Origin of the sequence: Streptococcus cristatus, from assembly GCF_008369405.1 — a bacterium.
GTDB lineage: Bacteria > Bacillota > Bacilli > Lactobacillales > Streptococcaceae > Streptococcus > Streptococcus cristatus_G.
Window position 1 is genome coordinate 47594 of record NZ_VSJJ01000001.1, and the last position, 19019, is coordinate 66612.

Consider the following 19019-nt stretch of genomic DNA (forward strand, 5'->3'; position numbering starts at 1 on the left):
AAGGAGCACGCATGCGTTATGCACTTTTACTCCGCGGAATCAATGTTGGCGGGAAAAACAAGGTCGTTATGGCTGATTTGAAGAAGGATTTGGCTGGGTTGGGTTTTGGAAATCCAGTTTCCTACATCAATAGTGGCAATCTTTTCTTTGATAGCGAGGAGCAGGAGGAGAGGATTCGGGAGATTTTGACGGCTTATTTCAGTCGGTCTTATGATTTTCCTCTGCCTTTTGTCCTTGTCAGCTCTGCCATGCTTCAAAAGGAAATATCCAATCTGCCTGCTTGGTGGCAGGATGAAACAGCTTTTCGGCGAGATGTTCTTTTTTATCTGCCGGAGACAGATAGGGAGAGTGTTCAAGAGCTGGCGGGCAGTTGGGCAAATGACAAGGAGCAGCTGCATTTTGGGCAGACGGCTTTCTTTTATAGCAATGCTGACCAAGCGGACTATCTCAAGTCTAACTACCATAAAAAACTGCTCAAATCTAGTTTTTACAAGCAACTGACCATTCGAAACGGCAAGACTTTCCAGAAGATTGTGGAGTTGATTGGAAATGAATGAGTTAAATTTGGAAGATACAAGGGAAGAAAAAGTGAAGCGCTGGAAGTTTTCTAAAGTTATTTGGCTAGTGCTCTATCTCTTGTTATTTATCTTTGTCTTGCTGCATTTTAGCTTGAGTTCGTTTGGCTTGGACTTTACTCCGCTCCTGTGGAATACATGGCTGTTTCTTCTGTCCGTGGTCGTATTTTGTCACTTATGGTTTCGCTTTTTGAAAAAACGGAAATTTCGCTGGTTTCATCTCATCTGGGGAATTCTGAGTGTACCTCTTGCACTTTTTATATGGTTCTCAATTTTCTTTCATTTCTCTATAGTCCAATCAGAAAATTCTGTCCCGATTAATATGGATTACGGGATAGATGGGAGTGAAGTTATTTTACGAAAGGGCCTTTTTTTTGGAGAATATGATGAATACCATGATTTAGTCAATCCCTATATCATGAAAACCAAGGTCAATCGTGTTCGCTATATTGATTGATGCAAGTCTTGCCAATGGAATCTAGCTCCAAAGCTCGTTCAAACAGGCTAGTAGAGGGAGGTGTGTGAATGTGAATAGAAATAGGAATGAGTGGACTTGGCTAGATAAAGTGAATACATGGCTCAAGAGCCATGGTTTTCTAGCTTGGTTATTGGATTTCTCCGTCCTTATGCTTTTCACAATGATTACGGGCACCCTAGTTTTTCAAATCCCCTTCCTCCCTTCATATTTAAAGGGTAATTATGTTTTTCCTTTGTTTATAAATATTCTTGTTTTACTGTACTATGCCTATGGTTCTATTCTCCGTGAAAATAGTGCAAAGAGGGTGACTTCTTTGAGAGACTTAGTCAATCCCCTTCTTTATATAAACCCTATGGCTCTTTTGTTTCATTACTTTGGAGTGAGGAGCCGCCGTCATAGACCTTTGCTACCATTGCCTACTTTGGATCATCGCTATGTCTGGTTCCCAATTGTCACTTATATTATTTTCTTTCTGATAGCAGCAGTCATTACGATTGCAAGCAAAGGGAGTAAGAAAAAATAGAAAAGAAAGTGGGACAGCAATCGCTAATTCGTTAGAATTCGATTTCGTCGTCCCACCTCCGCACAGTTGAGTAGGGCTGTAAGAGCTGATGAAATCAGCCTAGTAGGACCCACTCAACCACTGCGTCTTGCTCGACAATCCAAATACAATTGAGAGGCTAGGAGTTTTGTCCCAGCCTCTTTTGTGCTTGTTCTGATAAATCTAAAGGCATGAAGGCGGCCATGACACGGCCGATAACCTTGGGTTCTTCTTGATGCGGGATAAATTTATCGCTGTATTTTTTATTGAGAGAGATGAGGCGGATGCCAGTTGGGTCATTGAAAACTCTTTTCAAAATGGTTTGCCCGTCGTAATCAATGGCATAGATAGCGCCTGCAAATTCAAAATGTGTATTCTTGACAAGTGCTACAGATCCCTGTGGATACTTGGGTTCCAGCGAATCTGTCCGAATCCAGAGGGCAATATCATAGTCAAGCTCTTTGTCTAACCAGACGATGTCAGCTTGTTCAGGCTTGTTCAAGAAAGTCTGGAAGCTTTCATAGACCTTGTAAGGAAAATAATCATCTTTTAATCTTTCCTCGGTTGTTTGATTTTCCAACTCTTTTTTAGCAAAGTCTGTTACAGCTTGTCTGTGGGTCTGGTCTAGGGCTTGGAAAACATCTGCGAACTCTAGCGAAAATGACGTAGGGCTATGAACTGATAAATAGCGAGGATCCAGCTCTTGAACATCCATATCAAAGAAGTCTGCAATTTTTTGCATATTTTCTAGGACAGGCAGGGAATTTCCTTTGATATAGCCAGTAAGAGTGCTGGCTGGGATTCCTGTTCCTCGGGAAAGTTCAATTTGTTTGATTTGCTTTTGCTTCAATAAAGTTTTGATTTTTTTAGAAATGAGCCGCATTGCCTCCTTATCCTGGGGGCTAGCGACACCGCGTCCTCTGGCCATGATATTCACTCCTTTTCTTTCTTCTATTTTAACGAATTAAATCGAAAAAGTAAAGAGCTGAATAGAGATATTCAGCTCAAAAGGAGAGGATTAAATTTCGTAGCCCATCAAGAGGCCGCCTTCTTCTGCGTAAAAGCTGCAAAGTCCAGAAGTTGGTAGGAAAGAAATGTCGGCTGCTGGGAATTTTTCCTTGATAACTTCCGCAAATTGCTGGCAAAATTTCTCGTTATTGCGATGAGCAATGATAATGCGGCCGCCCTTATATCCAGCTTTCAGAACTTCATCGACAGCAGCAACCAGAGCCTTTTTAGCCCCTCTAGCTTTTTGAAGAAGCTCCAGAGTACCAGTATCACTGGCTTCGCCGACCATGCGAATATTGAGGAGGCCGACAACTGCACCAATCAGCTTGCTGAGGCGCCCATTTTTGACCAGATTGTCTACCTTAGCCAGTACAAAGAGAAGCTTTGTGTTTTTTTGGTAGTGGGTGATGGCTTCCACGACTTGCTCAAAAGAAAGCCCTTCTTTGATGAGGTCGTTCAATTTTTTGACAATCAGATCGACCTCGCCACCAGCCGAAAGGCTATCAATGACATGGATATTTGCTGTTGGATGTTCTTCTAAGAATAGCTTTTTGGCTAGCTGGGCGCTATTGTGACTACCAGAAAGGGAGCCTGTAATTGTCACGACAAAGATATTTTCAGCTCCTTCAAAGCTTCTGAGGTAGTCATCAGGGCTTGGACAGGCTGATTTTGAAGCACTTGAAGTAGCGTACATTTTTTCCATCATGTCATCAATATCGAGATGAGCGTTATCCACAAAAATCTCATTATCAATCTGAATGGTCAGTGGCACACTCTCAAAAGTTGTCTGGTTGGCCAGATCTGCAATCTCACGGTAGTCACAGCCAGAATCGGCAACAATTTTCCAAGTCATTTGGGTTCTCCTGGTCTATCAGTTCTATACATTGACAAAAAACATGTCTTTTCTTACAATTATAACATGAAGATGCTTTGATATAAAGCCTTAATTCTCAGCTGATACAGGAAGAAAGAAATTGTTATGGCGGAAAAGAAAATATCAGAAAAATCCCTTGCAAATTTAAAAACTTATAACCAAGAATCTAATCGAATTACAAAGGAATCCTTGGAAATTTCTCTGATGCAACTGCTAGAGAAGAAAGATTTGAAAAAGATTACCATCTCTGAGTTAGTCGAGCGGGCTGGAGTTTCGCGCGCAGCCTTTTATCGGAACTATAGCTCTAAAGAAGAAATTCTAGAGGGGATTTTCCAAAATACGGTTCAGGGAATTGTCGATAAACTGGAGCAGTTTAATTTCAAGACAGAAATGTACCAGATTTGGCTTTTTCTTTTTAAGGAAGCCAAGAAGGAAGCGCGTGTCATTAGTCTGGCCATTGACTATAATTTTGAAAAGTTGCTGACGCAGGCGGTCTTTGATTTCCTCGAAAAGCGCAGCAAAGGTGGAAAAAAGACAGCTAATTCCTATATGAATTCATTCTGGAGTTCTGCTGTTGTTTCGGTGCTTTCCAAATGGATCAAAGAAGGCATGAAGGTTCCGGCTGAAAAGATTGCTGCTTTGGGCATGCCCCTTTTCCCACAGAAAAAGAAAACGTAAGAGTTCGTACAAATATTTGGCACCAATATATCGGACTGAAATAATAGATCATAAAAACTTACCTAACAAGTAAGTTTTTACTTAGTACTTCTTGGACCATTTAAGACTTCTCAGCTACCATTTAGGATTTGGGAGTCATTTGCGATGCTACCTGTGCTATGCTAGAGCAAAGGAGGTAGACAATGGCTACTATCGTAATCAAAGACGGCAACACTCTTAGAAAGCTGGATCTTTCGACAATTTACTATATCCAGTCCCATCCTCAAAAGCCGCACGTCGTTCTCATCGTGACTGGACAAGGCAACTACAGCCTTAGGGCTTCTCTGACTGAGCTGGCCAAGCTCTATCCTGATGTGCTGGTTCACTGTAATCGTCAAACACTGGTCAATTTAGCCAAGGTCCAAGGGTTTGACAGGGAGCGTAAAAGCTTGTTTTTTGAGCAGTCTGACTTAGGAGATATTGTCTGCTCAAGGCGTCATTTATCCAGTCTCATCAAGCGCTGGTCTCAGGAAGGAAGAAAATAAGATGAAAATTTTTGTATTAGAAGACGACCTTAAGCAACAAGCCTATATGGAGTCAACCATTCAGGGAATTTTGGAAAAGAACGGCTGGGAATGCCAGTTTTTAGAAATCTACGGCAAGCCGGACATGCTGATTGATGCAGTAAGGGAACGGGGGAGCCATCAGATTTTCTTTTTGGATATTGAGATTAAGCAAGAGACGCAGAAGGGGCTAGAGGTAGCAGGAAAGATTCGCAAGTTGGACCCCTATGCTCTGATTGTATTTGTGACGACTCACTCAGAATTTATGCCCTTGACTTTTCGTTATCAGGTATCAGCTTTTGACTTTATTGACAAAGGTTTGTCTGAGGAGGATTTTATCAAGCAGATTGAGCAGGACCTGGCCTATCTTTACGAGAGAAAGGACAGTTTTCAAGCTGAGGAAACTTTTCTCTTTGAAAATTCCAAATCAGATTTTCAGGTGCCTTTTAATGAAATCTATTATTTTGAGACATCAGAAGTGCCTCATAGACTAGTTCTCTATACTAAGAAAGAGCGGATCGAATTTTACGGACAGCTTTCTGAGATTACAAAGCAGGACAAGCGTCTCTATCGGTGCCATCGCTCTTATGTGGTCAATCCAGCGAACATCTCTCAGCTGGATAAGATAGAAAACATAGCCTATTTTCCTAATGGCGCTAGTTGCTATGTATCACGCCTCAAGATGAAAGGATTACGGGCAGCTTTAAAGCAGTAGGGAAGTAAGAAGTAATATGATAGAAGTAGGATAGAAATTATGCCAAGAATAATACAAATTGTTTTACTTGTTTTCGAAATGATAGCTCTGTCTTTCTTATTTTCACGTATCAGTGGAATTAAGTTGACATGGATTAAGTACGTCTTAATACCTTTTATTTATATATTTTTTAATATTCTGCTTTTTGTCTTATTTAGTGAAACTTTTTTAACTTACTTAGATCTTCCAGTTTATTTTTTAATTTTTTCTTTATTATTAACTAGACAGAGTTTTATTCCTATAAAGTTATCTATCTTTTATGGTCTTTTCCCAGTTGTTCTTTGGAATCTTCTATATCGTATATTAACTTTTTTTGTTATTCCTATTTTCGGTTTGGAATATAACCAACTAATAAATGAAGAACAGCTTATTTTAAATATTACGGCTTTTGTAGCTAGTTTACTATCGTTATGGATCCCAAGTTTACTACATTATAAATTTAAGCGGTTAAGAGAATTTAGATTAAATGAGGCTGATAAACACCTAGTCATTTTCCTTGATATATCCATGATTTTTTATATTGTATTTGTACAATTTTTCTCTTATTTAGAAATAACTCATAATGTGGTTAATTTGCCACATAGAAAATTAATTGTGATAATTTATATTATTCTCTTTCTCAGTTCGGTAAATATCCTAGACCGTAATTTGCGGGAGCGAATTCAACAGCAGTTAAGTGAACAAAGAGAGTTACAATTGAGAAATATGTCCGATTACAGTCAGCATATTGAAGAACTTTATAATGAGTTGCGAAGTTTCCGGCATGATTACATCAATATTTTAAGGAGTCTGAAGTTGGGAATTGATACGCACGATTTACCAGCCATCGAGCAGATTTATAACCAAGTCCTTAAAGACTCAGGTCAAGCGCTCAACCAATCTAAATATGATTTGGGTCGTCTGTCCAATATCCACAATGATGCTCTCAAGAGCGTCTTGTCAGCAAAATTTCTAGAAGCTCAGAGCAAGGGAATAGAAATTGGCTTGGAAGTTCCTCAAGAAATCAAACTTCAAGGAATGGAGTTGCTTGATTTTATCACGATTGTTTCCATATTGGCTGATAATGCTATGGAAGCAGCAGTGGAGACTAGTCATCCAGTAGTTTCTTTTGCTTTTTTGGATCAGGAAAATAGACAGATTTTTATTGTTGAGAATACAATAAAAGAGTTTTCTATCCATTCCGATAATATTTTTAAAAAGGGCTTTAGCACTAAAGGAGAAAATAGAGGGCTTGGTCTCTCCAATGTTCAAAATATTATCAGCCACTATCCCAATGTTTCTCTGAGGACAGTCAGTCAAAATTATTTTTTTCGTCAGGAGATTGAAATATCCCTTAAAGACATAAAAGACAATGAATGGAAATAGTATTCATTGTCTCTTATGATTTTTTACTATGGAAGTTAACTCCATTGAGAAGTACTTGATTCAGTGAGTCTCCTAAGATTTAAAAAATTGTTCCAAAAAGCATTAAGCCAATTGTTACCTCCTCCTGAAATTTTTTCTAATTCCTCAGTTGATAATACATTGAATTGTTTGATTGATTCTTTTTTGTTCATAATATGCCCCCTTGTTTTAATGATATTAGTATAACAAAAATAATACTGTTTTAGTGGGTTAAATCTTAATCAGTCTTTATTCACTCCTGAATGGTAAGTTTCTATTCTATCATTTATTTTCCTAATGTGAGGAATTAGACAGTTTAAAAGATATGAAAAGGTAAATATATTCACCAACGTTTGTTTTAGAATTATTTTATGGATGCGATTGGAATGACTGTTTAAGAGTAAATAAGAACCATTTAGGATTTTCTTGTTTTTCTGCTCTAAAAATAAGTTAAACTAGACCTATAAAAATAGAAGGAGTTTATTATGAAAAACAAATGGTTTATTTCGATATTGCTTTGCCCGCTTTTTCTTGGTCTAGGTGCTCTGCCGGTGGCAGCTGATGCAGATAGCATAGTAGTACAAGATGGTCAAGAAAGAGTAGAGGTCAGTAGAAGCACTGATAAAACATTACCGACTGAATCAGATACTAAGTCTGAATCCAGTAGTGAAGCAGAGTCAAGCCAAATTACAAAAACTCAGACTGCAGAGCAGAATTCTAATCCACCAGTTCACACTGAGACTGCTAAAGCTGAAGTAACTATGGAAAGCTATCTAGAAAATGTAGCTGATTTTCAAAAAGTTTCGATTAATCAAGTATATCAAGCTTTTACTGAAGATGGTCAGGATCATACAATCTATGTTGGTCGTCCGACCTGTTATTATTGTCGAGAGTTTTCTTCCGTTCTGAAAGAGTTTAATCAATTAATTGATAATCATCTTGAATATTATAATAGTGATGGGAAAGATTTCGATGATCAGGCAAAGAAATTTTTATTTGAAACAGTTGGAATACCCGGAACTCCGACTATTCTTTATCTAAAAAATGGAAAACTTGTGTCTGGTTGGGCTGGAGGAGGAGTTACAGCTCAACAATTGTATGACCATTTGTATGCTAGTTCAGCAATTAAACAAGATGAGAAAGCGGAACAGTCAAATACAACTGAAAATGGACGTGGTTCTGTAGTTGCTCATTCGATAACTATCCCAACCGCAAAGGATAGCGACAGAGACCTTTCTAAGCCAGTTTTGCAGGAAAGTGCGGATGCTAAGACTAGTCAAACTCTCACTTTAATGGATAGTAATTCAAATAATCAAAAGAGTAAAGAGGCGTTAGTTCATCCGGCTTCAAGAATATTGCCACAGACAGGGGAGCAGAAGAGTGCATACTTCAAATTGCTAGGCATTATTTCATTAGGAGCAATGTTTGCTACTCTCTGTCCAAAGCGTCAGAAGGATTAAATTTCCTTACTAGTCACTTTAAAAGTTAGAAAAGATGCAAAGATAAAACATAAAAATACATTCTCTATTTTGGAGAATGTATTTTTAAAATGACTATTCAGGAGTAAATATCTACTATTCATGATTTTTGTGACCAAAGATTAGAAGAAAGTGTTATACTTTAGGTGTGATCGCGATACACGAGAAAAAACAACAGGAGGTATCTATTATGGATACAAAAGTAATGTCACAGTTTGAAGTGATGGATGAAGATATGTTAACTGCTATTGAAGGCGGTGGAATTGATTGGGGCAAAACAGCTTCATGTGCTGGCAGTATTGCTATGGGAGCAATGGAAGGATATGGTATGGCTGCAGGCTCAACAATATTTCTAGGTCCCTTTGCAATTGGAACTGGGGCAGTTGGAGCGGTTATAGGTGGGATTGGCGGAGCGTTTTACTGCGGTTAATTATTAAATGGGTAGCATAAAAGGAGGTGTGTAAAATATGAGTAAATTATTCAAAAGCCAGTTATTAATGAGAGTTTTAACTGCCCAGCTTCCAGGAATAGCCCTATTTCTGGTAATACTTAATGGCGAATTTTTAAAAATGTCAATTCTTTTCCAAGTCTGTTTCGCAGTCATCCTAGTGGGAAATTTGATTTTAAATCTTTACTTTGTAGATATGGCAAATAAAAGATACAAAACACCGATATTATCTGGACAAATATTTTTTACTACTTTAACTTTTTTCATGCTTCTTTTTAGTACTTACCGGACAGTGGTAGTTAGTAATGACTTTCAAAAATTTATTGCACTGATATGTACAATTATATTGCTTATTTTATTTTCCCTACTAGTTTGGGGAATCAAATATAGTAAATCACACGATAGGAATAAATAATTTTGTACCGATTTATTCGCTTTGATGTATTCTAGGGTTTTGAGCAAAACAAAATGACAATAACAAGGAGGTATCTATTATGGATACAAAAGTAATGTCACAATTTGAAGTGATGGATGAAAACATGTTGGCTACTGTTGAAGGTGGTGGAGGACACTATAATCCTAGCGCACAAGATATTTTTAAAGCAGCAGCTTCTGGTGCAGTTCAGGTTGGAATGACTTGTTTGCCTGCTGGCCCATGGGCTGTTGCTGGTTGTGCATTAGTAGGTGGACTTTGGGGCGGTTATCTTCAATATGAGTTGAGGCACTAAGATTAACTCTTGTTGAAAAACAGAAATAGTAGCGGAGGTGTATGATGCGAAAAAAGAAATATTTGATTATTTACTTTTTAGTAGTTATCCTAGGTTCTATATTTGGCGGTTGGAAGTACGTCGAGCCTCCCATGCTAAATATTGATCATTTGAAAGAAGACTGAATATCTTTCAAATCGCATCTTTAATTTCTATCCGTTTCCGTTAAGAAAGATTATAGGCGTTTGGCTTCTTAGTTGTGAAATAGTTAAATAATGTACAGCATTTGCTTCCAGCAAGTGCTGTTTTTCTTCAAATGACCATTTAGGATGAAATACTGACTGTTTATGATTTTCGGCTTGTTATTTGAAGAAAGCGCGCTATAATCTAAGTAGGTTAAGATTGACTTCTCAAATGGTTGAGGTCTGTTAAGACAAAAAAACTTTTAATCAAAAATTTATGATATAATAACAGCATAATAATCATTTGTAATTTTGGGAAAAAGGTGATTTGCTATATCTAATGGCGCTTTTTAGAATGGAGGGCATCTATGAAGTTAGAAATGATAGGCATTAGCAAGAGCTATGGCTCTAAGTCTGTGCTCAAAGATATTTCCTGTGAATTTACTGAGGGAGTCTATGGTTTGCTTGGGGCAAATGGTACAGGTAAGACGACCTTGATGAATATCATTTGTGATCTCATAAAGCCGAGCCAAGGAAGGATAAAGTTTGATGACGCCTCGCATGCTGAAGAGTATATCCAGTATCTTGGATTCTTGCCTCAAGATTTTTCTTATTATCATAACTTTACGGGGCTTGATTTCCTTTTATATATGGCTGCTCTTAAGGGGATGACGAGGAAACAAGCCAGAGTAGAGAGCGATAAGTTTTTGAAACTTACTGGTTTATATGATGTTCGGAAAAAGAAGATTGTTTCCTATTCGGGTGGTATGAAGCAAAGACTCGGCATTGCGCAGGCACTTCTCAATAATCCCAAAATATTGATTTTAGATGAGCCAACTGTAGGACTGGATCCCAAGGAAAGAGTGAAATTCAGAAATATTATCAGTGAGCTATCGGCTGATAAAATCATTCTCTTATCTACCCATATCGTATCGGACGTAGAAGCGATAGCCAAGGAAATCCTAATCCTAAAAGACGGAAATTTTGTGGAGAGAGGCAGTGCTAAGGAACTTCTTTCATTTATTGATGGACAAGTTTGGGAATTTCGTGTTGCCGAGCGTGAGTGGCAGCGTTTTGCAAAGGATTATGTCATTGTGAATGAGCGGATAGAACCAGACGGTATCGTCTTGCGGGTTATTAGCGATGATAGTCCTTTCGAAGGGGCGCAACGGGTAGTGCCAAGTCTGGAAGATTTGTATATTTATTACTTTAGAGAGGAGGCAAATGGATGATAGCTTTAGTTCCTTTTGAATTGAAAAAATTATTAAAAAAGAAATCAGTTTTAGGTGCAGTCCTGGCTATTATACTGGTTTTAGCTGGATTGTTTTATGCAAATTTTTTTAATGATGGTCAAATTAGTGGATCTTCAGCTGATCGAATACATGGAAAACAAGCAGTTGTGATCAAACAAAAGATTGCTGAAGAGCATACTGGTTATTTATCTGATGAGTTAATGGATAAAATCGTTAATGACTATGCAGCGAATATGCCCTATTTCAAACAGAATGACTTGTATGATATGTTTTCCTGGTATGCCATTGATCGTCTCGCCTCAAATTCTCAAGAAATTTTAACAGATACTTATAAATCTGATGATGTCTTACATTACGATCAGATTAGTCTCAAGTCGCAAGAAGAGCTGCAATCCTATTTTCCCTTAAAAACCTTAAAGCTGGGAAATTTTGCTCCTTGGCATAAGTTATTTAATACCTTAAATGCGGCTTTTAGCTTAATAGTGGTATTTGTGATCTATATTTGCTGCTCTGTTTTCTCAGGTGATCGAGCAAGAAAGATGGATTCATTACTTTTGACAACTAAATATGGTCGCAATCAGTTAACGATTGCAAAGATCTTATCTGTTTTTGGAATTGCTACTTTAACATTTGCCCTTGTTAATAGCCTTATTTTGCTAGTGTTTGGGACCTACTTCGGTTGGAGTGGTTGGGATACCAGCGTCCAGATGAATTTGGAATGGATTTCGACCATTTATAATATTTTGCAATTCCCTGTCCATATGAATCTCTTAGAATTGTTGATTCGCCTTATTCTATTCCAGTTTGTTGGTTTACTCTTTATTCTTGGGGTGATGGTCCTCATATCTAGTTTGACAAAGTCGCCGCTAGCAACATTTGCGAGTTCTGTAGGGATGTTCTTGGCTCCAGATTTTTTGATGAATATTTTCAGAGATGGCCTGATGAACAAGATACTAACTATTTTTTCAATTTCAACCGATGGAACGGAAGGAATCTTATTGAAACTTTCCAATAGCAAAGGATTCTTCTTCAATGATTTTACTACAAATGCTATCAGCATGATTATTGTCCGACTCTTCCTCATGCTCCTCTGCTGTCTGATGACTTATCGGATCATCCGAAAAAGAGGACTTTAAACGAGTTGTTGTCTTTTTTAGAAAAGCAGTTTCGCTTTTCTGATGGAATATACAAGGAAAAAAGAGGTCACTAATATGGAAAAAAATTTGTTTTTTAAAATTTCTCTGCTTATATCTTTTATGCTAACGGCAGGAGGTCTATTATTAACACTCTTTAATTATTTATTTTTTAATTATCCGTTTTTAAACCAAACTACGGTAGGCCTAATTGTCTCTTTTTTAATTGTTTCGCTTATATTTTTTAGTTCTCATCATAGAAATAGAAATTAATTTTTTGAATTACTTGAGAATAAAAAGAAAAAAACTGCTAAAGACATTCTTTGAATTTATCCTTTAAAGGAGTTGATTTTATGGCTAATACTAGGCGAGCAGTGGTTGCTATGGGCTTAGGTTTCATCTTATTATTAGCAGTGGGAATTCTACTGCAGATTCGCTTTGGGAGAATGGTCTTTTTGTTAAGTTTATTCTGTTATGCGGAAGCCTTTATCATCTGGTACGCGAAAAGTAAGTCTAAGTCGCAGATCAGTGGCAGTAGGAGCATTGAACTCTTCTGGCTCTATATCAAGCAGTTGAAAATATTGTATATCACAATTTTGTGTCTTGCGATTCCTTTCGTGTCCCTGTCTTCTGACCCCACTTATGATTTGTTTTTTGTGCTTGGCTTGTTAGTATTCTTGCTCTTAAGCAATTATATCTTTAGCTCTCATGGCATTCAGCCATCTAAGAAAGAGAGAAATGTAAAAGATTAATTGTTTTATCTGTGGCAGTTATTCAGCTTGCTGTTTTCTACAAAAGAAAAGAGGCTGGGACAAAAGTCCTAGCCTCTCAATTGTCTTTGGATTGTCGAGCAAGACGCAGTGGTTGAGTAGGGCTCTATTCAACTATGCGGAGNAGGGCTCTATTCAACTATGCGGAGGTGGGACGACGAAATCGAATTCTAACGAATTACCAATTTCTGTCCCACTCTCTTTTGTAAAATGTGCAGGCTTAGTGTGCTACGCGTTTACGGGCTGCTTTCTTACGATTTTCTTCGATGAAAGCTGCTTTTTGTTCTTCTGGTTCGATGACTTTTTTCTTAAAGGCATAGACTGCACCAGCAAGAGCAGCAACAGTACCTGCTACACCTGTAAGAACGCCTTTTCCAAATCCTTTAGCCATGTGATTTCTCCTTTTCTGAACTTTTATTATTTATGTTATAATTAATAGTAACGAAAAATCAAAATTTTTTCAAGGAAAAACGATGAAAACCAAGATAATTGTAATAGTGGGGCCGACGGCAGTTGGGAAAACGGCTCTGAGTATCGAAGTAGCCAAGCGCTTCAATGGCCAAATCATCAGCGGTGATAGCCAGCAGGTCTATCGTGGCTTGGATATTGGCACGGCCAAGATTCGTCCTGAAGAGCAAGAGGGCATTCCCCATCATCTGCTGGATGTGCGGGAGGTTGGAGAAAGCTACTCGGCCTATGATTTTGTGACTGAGGCGTCTCAGGCTATTCGTGAGATTGCAGCTCAAGGACAGCTTCCCATCATTTGCGGTGGCACAGGGCTCTATATCCAGAGCTTGCTCGAGGGCTACCATCTGGGCGGCTCCGTCCCTCATGAGGAGATTCTGGCCTATCGGGCGCAGCTGGATAGTTGGTCAGATGAAGCTTTGTTTGGAAAAATAGCAGAGCTAGGTATCGAGATTCCTCAGCTAAATCGGCGCAGGGCTATGAGGGCGTTAGAGATTGCCCAACTGGGAGGTTCCTTAGAAAACAGCCAGCCAGACTATGAGGCCCTGCTGATTTGCCTAGATGATGAGCGACAACAACTTTATGAGCGAATTAATCAGCGGGTTGATCTGATGCTAGAAGCCGGGCTTTTAGAAGAAGCCCGTTGCCTGTTTGATAAAGCTCCGACCAGTCAAGCCAGCAAAGGAATCGGCTATAAGGAACTCTTCCCCTACTTTGAAGGCCAGATGAGCCTAGATGAGGCCGTGGACAAGCTCAAACAGAATACCCGCCGTTTCGCCAAACGGCAACTGACTTGGTTTCGAAATCGGATGGCCGTAACCTTTTATCAGGTGGGAAATCCAGACTACAAAGAGCAGGTTATGGAGGACATCAGGAAGTTTTTGGACAAATAGCTGGCTGACCAAGTCTTAGTAAGGATATGAAATGATAGAAACAGAGAAAAAAATAGAGCGTGTCTTTCTGGTCGGTGTGGAACTACCAGATACGGAGAATTTTGACCTATCCATGGAGGAGTTGCAAAGCCTAGCCAAGACGGCAGGGGCAGAGGTCGTCGGCTCCTATAGCCAGAAGCGGGAAAAGTATGACAGCAAGACCTTTGTCGGTTCTGGCAAGTTAGAAGAAATCCGGCAGATGGTTGATGCCGAAGAGATTTCGACAGTTATTGTCAATAACCGTCTGACACCTCGCCAAAATGTCAATCTGGAGGAAAGTTTGGGGGTCAAGGTCATTGACCGGATGCAGCTGATTTTGGATATTTTTGCCATGAGGGCTAGGAGTCATGAAGGCAAGTTGCAGGTGCATCTGGCCCAGCTCAAGTACCTGCTGCCTCGCTTGGTTGGTCAGGGCATCATGCTCAGCCGTCAGGCTGGTGGAATTGGCTCCCGCGGGCCTGGTGAAAGCCAGCTGGAGCTCAATCGACGCAGTGTCCGTAATCAGATTCATGATATTGAGCGCCAGCTCAAGGCGGTTGAGAAAAATCGGGCAACCGTTCGTGAAAAGCGACTGGAATCCAGCATTTTCAAAATCGGGCTCATCGGCTATACTAATGCGGGCAAGTCGACTATCATGAACTGCTTGACCAGTAAGAGCCAGTATGAGGCAGACGAGCTTTTTGCGACACTAGATGCCACGACCAAGAACATCAACCTCAGTGGTCAGCTCAATGTCACGCTGACAGACACAGTTGGCTTCATTCAGGATTTGCCGACGGAGCTGGTATCTAGCTTTAAATCCACTCTGGAAGAGAGCAAAAATGTCGATTTGCTGGTTCATGTTATTGACGCTAGCGACCCTCATCATGAGGAACATGAAAAGACCGTCCTCGACATCATGAAAGAGTTGGACATGCTGGATATTCCCCGGCTGACTCTCTATAACAAAGCGGACAAGGTGGAGAACTTCACCCCGACCTTGACTCCTTATTCTTTGATTTCGGCTAAGGCGGACAATAGCAGAGCTCTTTTACAGCAAGTCCTGCTAGAGCGGATGAAAGAGCTTTTTTTGCCTTTTACCATCAAGGTAGCACCGGCTAAAGCTTACAAGATTCATGATTTAGAGAAGGTCGCTATTATCGGGAATCGAGAATACATAGACGACGTCGAAGTCATTTCAGGCTGGATTGCCGAGAAAAATAAATGGAAACTGGAAGAATTTTATGATTGATTATATTGACTTGGCCCTGAAATACGGTGGTTTTACTAGCCTAGACAGGGTCTACTTAGAGCAAGTATTGACTGGCCTGACAGAGGAGCAGAAGCGTAGCTTTATCACTCCGCCACCTAGCGTTATCAATGCTTACTTTGCTGAGCTTTATCAAAAGAAAAGTCCGGAAGCCGCGACAGCCTATTTTTTAGAAATTACCCAAGCGCTGGACTTGTGGAATCCGGAGCCTAGCTTTGTAGAAAGTAAACCTTTTGTCCGACTCAATCTTTCTGGTAAGTCCTATGGATTTTGCTACGAGAGAGAGGAAGTCGGCTTGGTCTTCCCTGAAAAGCCAGAGGCGGTAACAGCTGACCTACTCTTTGAAATCGCTCAAGTCTTTCCCCAGTACTTGGTTTACGAAGAAGCTGGGAGAATAAAAATGGTACCTCTCAAAGCTGAGCCTCAAGTCGTGGACAGTCAGGCGTTGACTGCCTTGACCGATTGGCAGCAGCTAGCGGATGGTAGCCAGAGAGTTCTGGGCTATAATCAAGACGAAGTTAGTCAGCTGGCTCAGTCCTATGCTGGCAGAAAATACTATCACTTGCAGAATCGCTCTGCCATGATTTATATCATTTAGAAAGAAAAACATGCAATTACAATTTTTAGGAACCGGAGCCGGTCAGCCCTCCAAGACTCGCAATGTGTCCAGTCTTGTCCTCAAGCTTTTGGAGGAAATCAATGAAGTCTGGATGTTTGACTGCGGCGAAGGTACCCAGCACCAGATTTTGGAGACGACGATTAAACCGCGCAAAATCAGCAAGATTTTCATCACGCATCTGCATGGCGACCATATTTTTGGCTTGCCGGGCTTTCTATCCAGTCGCTCCTTTCAGGCTAATGAAGAGCAGACAGACCTAGAGATTTTTGGTCCCAAAGGTATTAAGAATTTTGTCCTGTCTAGCCTGCGAGTGTCAGGTTCTCGTCTGCCTTATCGGATTGATTTTCATGAGTTTGATGAAAATAGTCTGGGTAAGATTTTAGAAACGGACAAGTTCACTGTTTATGCAGATAAGCTAGACCACACGATTTTCTGCGTCGGTTATCGGGTCATGCAGAAAGATTTGGAAGGAACGCTGGATGCGGATAAGCTAAGAGAGGCAGGCGTACCTTTTGGTCCCCTCTTTGGTAAGGTCAAGAACGGTCAGGATATCGTACTAGATGATGGAACCAAAATCAGTGCAGCCGACTATATATCAGCCCCTCGTCCAGGTAAGACCATTACCATTTTGGGGGACACCAGAAAGACTGATTCAAGTGTTCGCTTGGCTGTGGCTGCGGATGTGCTGGTTCATGAAGCGACCTATGGTAAGGGAGATGAAAAAATGGCTCGCAAGCATGGCCATTCGACCAATATGCAGGCCGCAGAAGTAGCCAAAGAAGCCGGAGCCAAGCGCCTCCTCCTCAATCATGTCAGCGCGCGTTTCTTATCGAAAGACATTAGCCAAATGCGTCGCGATGCCAGCGCTGTCTTTGACAATGTCCATGTGGTCAAGGATTTGGAAGAAGTTGAGTTATAGTTTTCCAATTTAGGACAGTTTTGTTGAGAGGAAAATAAGATGGCAGTTGAAAATCGTTTATTCGATAAAGCTGATTGGTATTTTGAGGATGCATTAACCAACTATCTTTACAGCTACCAATTACAAAATGAGGAATTGACAAAAGATGATTACCGAGAGATTCATCGTTGGGCTGCGAATCATATTGGTTTTTTCGTTACTTGGCTCATCCAGCATGATGCAAAGGAAATGATGACTCTTGATGAAGAAACATCATTCCAGAGTGTCAAAGACGAGCAAAGTTTGGGTGTGGATTATGTTCTAGACTGGTGTGATGGCAAATTGGGCACAATGGATGTCAAAAGGGATTTTCAGGCTTTTGTGAACGACTATTATGAACATCAGTACATGAAGGATTATTCTGAATTTGTAGTCAATGACTTATACGACCTACCTTTGGAATTTTTAGGTAGCTGGGAGGATTATCATCTTTTTGCTCCGGTCATTGATCAAGCTTATGCTGACTATTTAGCTGGGAAAAGATTTCATTAAATTAACAACACGAAAGGCAGAACAATGCGTACCATCATCATCACAGGAGCTAGCGGTGGACTTGCTCAGGAAATGGTTCAGCTCTTGCCCCATGACCGACTGATTTTGGTTGGTCGTAGCAAGGCCAAGCTGGAAAAACTATATGGAGAAAGGGAAAACCTTGACCTAGTGGAGCTAGATATCACAGATAGCTCAGCTTTGGAAAGATTTGCTGAGCGGATTGACAACCAATACGGCCAAGTCGATGTCCTAGTTAATAACGCTGGCTATGGGATTTTTGAAGAATTTGACAAAATCAGCTCAAGCGATATCGAGGCCATGTTTGAAGTCAATACCTTTGCCCTGATGAACCTGTCCCGCATCTTTGGAGCTCGCATGAAGCGGGCAGGCCGAGGCCATATCGTTAATATCGTTAGTATGGCCGGCCTCATTGCCAGTAGCAAGTCCAGTCTTTACTCAGCGACTAAGTTTGCTGCTATTGGTTTTTCCAACGCCCTGCGTTTAGAACTCCTGCCTTTTGGGGTCTATGTCACAACGGTGAACTCAGGTCCTATCAAAACTGCCTTTTTCGATCAGGCAGATCCTGACGGTTCCTATGTAAAAGCAGTGGATAAGTATATCTTGGAGCCTGACTTTGTAGCAGGAAAAATCGTCAGCTCCTTTGGCAAAAAGAAGCGGGAAATCAACCTGCCTGGCATTCTCAATCTAGCCCACAAGCTTTATACCCTTTTTCCAAGAATGGCCGACAAGATGGCAGCCAATATGTTTAACTACAAGTGAGGTTTTATGACAGCTAATCTACAAGCCTACAAAGCTCATCTGCAGGCACCTTGGGGCAAGCTTCAGTATGATATTATTTTTGCTTTTCTTGAGTCACTTAAGGGCCAGAAAATTCTTGATTTCGGCAGTGGTTTTGGGATTGTGGCTGATTTTCTAGCGGAAAAGAACCAAGTGACCGCCATCGAGCCGAGCTCAGAAATGATTGCCGAGCGCAAGCAGGACTTTTCCTATGAGCAATTGCAAGGCAGCTTGGACCTTCTGCAAAATCTGCCTGACCAGTCTTTCGATGTCATCGTCTGTCATAATGTCTTAGAGTATGTATCTGACCCTGCTCTTTATTTAGCAGAATTTTCTCGCCTCTTAAAAAAGGACGGCAAAATTTCTCTGGTTAAGCACCACGAGGTTGGGCGCATTATGCATACGGTGGTTTTTGAAAATGCCCCAGAAAAAGCCCAGCAGCTTTTAGCGGGTCAGAAATATCAAACCCACAGCATGGGAGCTGTTAAGGTTTATCAGATTTCGGAAGTGATTTCAGGTCTGCCATTAGAAGTTGAGGATTATCAGGGAGTACGGATTTTTTACGGGCTGCAAACCAATGACTACAAAACGGCCCCTGACTGGGCTGAAAAGATGCTTGAGATGGAGCTGGCTGTCTGCAACAAATCACCTTATCGGGACATCGCCGCCTTTCAGCATGTTTGGCTGAGCAAGCACTAAATC

At 40.4% G+C, this 19019-nt stretch carries 25 protein-coding genes; 21 read left to right on the forward strand and 4 right to left on the reverse strand.

Annotation, left to right across the window (positions count from 1 at the left end; all coding sequences use genetic code 11):
* The first annotated feature begins 11 nt into the window (after nt 1–11).
* From FXF62_RS00235 to FXF62_RS00245, 3 genes are all read left to right on the forward strand, one after another.
* Nucleotides 12–557, forward strand: a complete 546-nt coding sequence (locus FXF62_RS00235) for a DUF1697 domain-containing protein (RefSeq protein WP_149517191.1) — start codon at nt 12–14, stop codon at nt 555–557.
* Nucleotides 550–1032, forward strand: coding sequence for a hypothetical protein (locus tag FXF62_RS00240; protein ID WP_187984216.1), 483 nt, complete (start codon nt 550–552; stop codon nt 1030–1032). The genes FXF62_RS00235 and FXF62_RS00240 overlap by 8 nt, the downstream gene beginning before the upstream one ends.
* Nucleotides 1033–1102: 70 nt before the next feature.
* Nucleotides 1103–1576, forward strand: a complete 474-nt coding sequence (locus tag FXF62_RS00245; RefSeq protein ID WP_262881532.1) for a hypothetical protein — start codon at nt 1103–1105, stop codon at nt 1574–1576.
* A 157-nt stretch (nt 1577–1733) separates the two neighbouring features.
* Here the strand turns inward: FXF62_RS00245 and FXF62_RS00255 are convergent, their stop codons facing one another.
* Nucleotides 1734–2522: an XRE family transcriptional regulator gene (locus tag FXF62_RS00255; protein ID WP_149517193.1), complete on the reverse strand. Its 789-nt coding sequence runs from the start codon at nt 2520–2522 to the stop codon at nt 1734–1736.
* Between the two features lie 90 nt (nt 2523–2612).
* Nucleotides 2613–3455, reverse strand: a complete 843-nt coding sequence (locus FXF62_RS00260) for a DegV family protein (protein WP_149517194.1) — start codon at nt 3453–3455, stop codon at nt 2613–2615.
* Nucleotides 3456–3581: 126 nt separating this feature from the next.
* Between FXF62_RS00260 and FXF62_RS00265 the strand changes: the two genes are divergently transcribed.
* The 4 genes from FXF62_RS00265 to FXF62_RS00280 all read left to right on the forward strand — a co-directional run bounded on the left by FXF62_RS00265 (nt 3582) and on the right by FXF62_RS00280 (nt 6815).
* The gene (locus tag FXF62_RS00265) at nt 3582–4154 is read left to right on the forward strand and encodes a TetR/AcrR family transcriptional regulator (RefSeq protein WP_149517195.1); all 573 of its coding nucleotides are present in this window, start codon (nt 3582–3584) and stop codon (nt 4152–4154) included.
* Nucleotides 4155–4336: 182 nt separating this feature from the next.
* On the forward strand, nt 4337–4678 hold the full coding sequence (locus FXF62_RS00270; protein ID WP_149517196.1) for a LytTR family DNA-binding domain-containing protein: 342 nt from the start codon (nt 4337–4339) through the stop codon (nt 4676–4678).
* Nucleotide 4679: 1 nt separating this feature from the next.
* Complete coding sequence (locus FXF62_RS00275; RefSeq protein ID WP_149517197.1) at nt 4680–5411, forward strand: response regulator transcription factor; 732 nt, start codon at nt 4680–4682, stop codon at nt 5409–5411.
* Nucleotides 5412–5450: 39 nt separating this feature from the next.
* Complete coding sequence (locus tag FXF62_RS00280; protein WP_149517198.1) at nt 5451–6815, forward strand: sensor histidine kinase; 1365 nt, start codon at nt 5451–5453, stop codon at nt 6813–6815.
* 35 nt (nt 6816–6850) lie between these two features.
* Here FXF62_RS00280 and FXF62_RS00285 read toward each other — a convergent pair whose 3' ends face one another.
* Nucleotides 6851–7006, reverse strand: a complete 156-nt coding sequence (locus FXF62_RS00285; protein ID WP_149517199.1) for a bacteriocin class II family protein — start codon at nt 7004–7006, stop codon at nt 6851–6853.
* A 312-nt stretch (nt 7007–7318) separates the two neighbouring features.
* Here FXF62_RS00285 and FXF62_RS00290 point away from each other — a divergent pair, with 312 nt between their 5' ends.
* The 7 genes from FXF62_RS00290 to FXF62_RS00325 all read left to right on the forward strand — a co-directional run bounded on the left by FXF62_RS00290 (nt 7319) and on the right by FXF62_RS00325 (nt 12786).
* Nucleotides 7319–8293, forward strand: a complete 975-nt coding sequence (locus FXF62_RS00290; protein ID WP_149517200.1) for an LPXTG cell wall anchor domain-containing protein — start codon at nt 7319–7321, stop codon at nt 8291–8293.
* 208 nt (nt 8294–8501) lie between these two features.
* The gene (locus FXF62_RS00295; protein ID WP_149517201.1) at nt 8502–8741 is read left to right on the forward strand and encodes a Blp family class II bacteriocin; all 240 of its coding nucleotides are present in this window, start codon (nt 8502–8504) and stop codon (nt 8739–8741) included.
* Nucleotides 8742–8778: 37 nt separating this feature from the next.
* Nucleotides 8779–9174: an immunity protein gene (locus FXF62_RS00300; protein ID WP_149517202.1), complete on the forward strand. Its 396-nt coding sequence runs from the start codon at nt 8779–8781 to the stop codon at nt 9172–9174.
* Nucleotides 9175–9253: 79 nt separating this feature from the next.
* Complete coding sequence (locus FXF62_RS00305; protein ID WP_149517203.1) at nt 9254–9487, forward strand: bacteriocin class II family protein; 234 nt, start codon at nt 9254–9256, stop codon at nt 9485–9487.
* Between the two features lie 529 nt (nt 9488–10016).
* Nucleotides 10017–10880 (forward strand): ABC transporter ATP-binding protein, encoded by an 864-nt coding sequence (locus FXF62_RS00310; protein ID WP_149517204.1) that lies wholly within the window; start codon nt 10017–10019, stop codon nt 10878–10880.
* Entirely contained in the window at nt 10877–12037 is a 1161-nt protein-coding gene (locus FXF62_RS00315) for an ABC transporter permease subunit (protein WP_149517205.1), read from the forward strand. Before FXF62_RS00310 ends, FXF62_RS00315 begins: the two co-directional genes overlap by 4 nt.
* A 350-nt stretch (nt 12038–12387) precedes the next feature.
* Nucleotides 12388–12786 carry a hypothetical protein gene (locus FXF62_RS00325; protein WP_149517207.1) on the forward strand — a complete coding sequence of 133 codons (399 nt, stop codon included), beginning with the start codon at nt 12388–12390 and terminating at the stop codon, nt 12784–12786.
* Nucleotides 12787–13024: 238 nt separating this feature from the next.
* Here the strand turns inward: FXF62_RS00325 and FXF62_RS00335 are convergent, their stop codons facing one another.
* Nucleotides 13025–13195, reverse strand: a complete 171-nt coding sequence (locus tag FXF62_RS00335) for a DUF3042 family protein (protein ID WP_005590510.1) — start codon at nt 13193–13195, stop codon at nt 13025–13027.
* Nucleotides 13196–13277: 82 nt separating this feature from the next.
* Between FXF62_RS00335 and miaA the strand changes: the two genes are divergently transcribed.
* From miaA to FXF62_RS00370, 7 genes are read left to right on the forward strand one after another with little or no spacing between them, the layout of a single operon-like run.
* Entirely contained in the window at nt 13278–14162 is an 885-nt protein-coding gene (gene miaA, locus FXF62_RS00340) for a tRNA (adenosine(37)-N6)-dimethylallyltransferase MiaA (RefSeq protein WP_149517208.1), read from the forward strand.
* A 31-nt stretch (nt 14163–14193) separates the two neighbouring features.
* Nucleotides 14194–15432 (forward strand): GTPase HflX, encoded by a 1239-nt coding sequence (hflX, locus tag FXF62_RS00345; protein ID WP_149517209.1) that lies wholly within the window; start codon nt 14194–14196, stop codon nt 15430–15432.
* Nucleotides 15425–16048, forward strand: a complete 624-nt coding sequence (locus FXF62_RS00350; protein ID WP_149517210.1) for a cystathionine beta-lyase — start codon at nt 15425–15427, stop codon at nt 16046–16048. Before hflX ends, FXF62_RS00350 begins: the two co-directional genes overlap by 8 nt.
* Nucleotides 16049–16058: 10 nt before the next feature.
* Nucleotides 16059–16988: a ribonuclease Z gene (gene rnz, locus FXF62_RS00355; protein WP_149517211.1), complete on the forward strand. Its 930-nt coding sequence runs from the start codon at nt 16059–16061 to the stop codon at nt 16986–16988.
* Nucleotides 16989–17027: 39 nt separating this feature from the next.
* Nucleotides 17028–17519, forward strand: coding sequence for a DUF7832 domain-containing protein (locus tag FXF62_RS00360; RefSeq protein ID WP_149517212.1), 492 nt, complete (start codon nt 17028–17030; stop codon nt 17517–17519).
* Nucleotides 17520–17543: 24 nt separating this feature from the next.
* Entirely contained in the window at nt 17544–18299 is a 756-nt protein-coding gene (locus FXF62_RS00365; RefSeq protein ID WP_149517213.1) for an SDR family NAD(P)-dependent oxidoreductase, read from the forward strand.
* Nucleotides 18300–18305: 6 nt separating this feature from the next.
* Nucleotides 18306–19016 (forward strand): class I SAM-dependent methyltransferase, encoded by a 711-nt coding sequence (locus FXF62_RS00370; RefSeq protein ID WP_149517214.1) that lies wholly within the window; start codon nt 18306–18308, stop codon nt 19014–19016.
* Nucleotides 19017–19019 lie beyond the last annotated feature (3 nt).

Excerpts from the sequence above, each read along its gene's own strand:
- FXF62_RS00265 (WP_149517195.1), top strand. The coding sequence starts at position 3,582 with ATGGCGGAAAAGAAAATATCAGAAAAATCCCTTGCAAATTTAAAAACT.
- FXF62_RS00235 (WP_149517191.1), top strand. The coding sequence starts at position 12 with ATGCGTTATGCACTTTTACTCCGCGGAATCAATGTTGGCGGGAAAAAC.
- FXF62_RS00290 (WP_149517200.1), top strand. The coding sequence starts at position 7,319 with ATGAAAAACAAATGGTTTATTTCGATATTGCTTTGCCCGCTTTTTCTT.
- FXF62_RS00325 (WP_149517207.1), top strand. The coding sequence starts at position 12,388 with ATGGCTAATACTAGGCGAGCAGTGGTTGCTATGGGCTTAGGTTTCATC.
- FXF62_RS00370 (WP_149517214.1), top strand. The coding sequence starts at position 18,306 with ATGACAGCTAATCTACAAGCCTACAAAGCTCATCTGCAGGCACCTTGG.
- FXF62_RS00315 (WP_149517205.1), top strand. The coding sequence starts at position 10,877 with ATGATAGCTTTAGTTCCTTTTGAATTGAAAAAATTATTAAAAAAGAAA.
- FXF62_RS00350 (WP_149517210.1), top strand. The coding sequence starts at position 15,425 with ATGATTGATTATATTGACTTGGCCCTGAAATACGGTGGTTTTACTAGC.
- FXF62_RS00295 (WP_149517201.1), top strand. The coding sequence starts at position 8,502 with ATGGATACAAAAGTAATGTCACAGTTTGAAGTGATGGATGAAGATATG.
- FXF62_RS00255 (WP_149517193.1), bottom strand. The coding sequence starts at position 2,522 with ATGGCCAGAGGACGCGGTGTCGCTAGCCCCCAGGATAAGGAGGCAATG.
- FXF62_RS00335 (WP_005590510.1), bottom strand. The coding sequence starts at position 13,195 with ATGGCTAAAGGATTTGGAAAAGGCGTTCTTACAGGTGTAGCAGGTACT.
- FXF62_RS00240 (WP_187984216.1), top strand. The coding sequence starts at position 550 with ATGAATGAGTTAAATTTGGAAGATACAAGGGAAGAAAAAGTGAAGCGC.
- FXF62_RS00300 (WP_149517202.1), top strand. The coding sequence starts at position 8,779 with ATGAGTAAATTATTCAAAAGCCAGTTATTAATGAGAGTTTTAACTGCC.
- FXF62_RS00365 (WP_149517213.1), top strand. The coding sequence starts at position 17,544 with ATGCGTACCATCATCATCACAGGAGCTAGCGGTGGACTTGCTCAGGAA.
- FXF62_RS00270 (WP_149517196.1), top strand. The coding sequence starts at position 4,337 with ATGGCTACTATCGTAATCAAAGACGGCAACACTCTTAGAAAGCTGGAT.
- rnz (WP_149517211.1), top strand. The coding sequence starts at position 16,059 with ATGCAATTACAATTTTTAGGAACCGGAGCCGGTCAGCCCTCCAAGACT.
- FXF62_RS00275 (WP_149517197.1), top strand. The coding sequence starts at position 4,680 with ATGAAAATTTTTGTATTAGAAGACGACCTTAAGCAACAAGCCTATATG.
- FXF62_RS00305 (WP_149517203.1), top strand. The coding sequence starts at position 9,254 with ATGGATACAAAAGTAATGTCACAATTTGAAGTGATGGATGAAAACATG.
- FXF62_RS00285 (WP_149517199.1), bottom strand. The coding sequence starts at position 7,006 with ATGAACAAAAAAGAATCAATCAAACAATTCAATGTATTATCAACTGAG.
- FXF62_RS00260 (WP_149517194.1), bottom strand. The coding sequence starts at position 3,455 with ATGACTTGGAAAATTGTTGCCGATTCTGGCTGTGACTACCGTGAGATT.
- FXF62_RS00360 (WP_149517212.1), top strand. The coding sequence starts at position 17,028 with ATGGCAGTTGAAAATCGTTTATTCGATAAAGCTGATTGGTATTTTGAG.
- miaA (WP_149517208.1), top strand. The coding sequence starts at position 13,278 with ATGAAAACCAAGATAATTGTAATAGTGGGGCCGACGGCAGTTGGGAAA.
- hflX (WP_149517209.1), top strand. The coding sequence starts at position 14,194 with ATGATAGAAACAGAGAAAAAAATAGAGCGTGTCTTTCTGGTCGGTGTG.
- FXF62_RS00310 (WP_149517204.1), top strand. The coding sequence starts at position 10,017 with ATGAAGTTAGAAATGATAGGCATTAGCAAGAGCTATGGCTCTAAGTCT.
- FXF62_RS00280 (WP_149517198.1), top strand. The coding sequence starts at position 5,451 with ATGCCAAGAATAATACAAATTGTTTTACTTGTTTTCGAAATGATAGCT.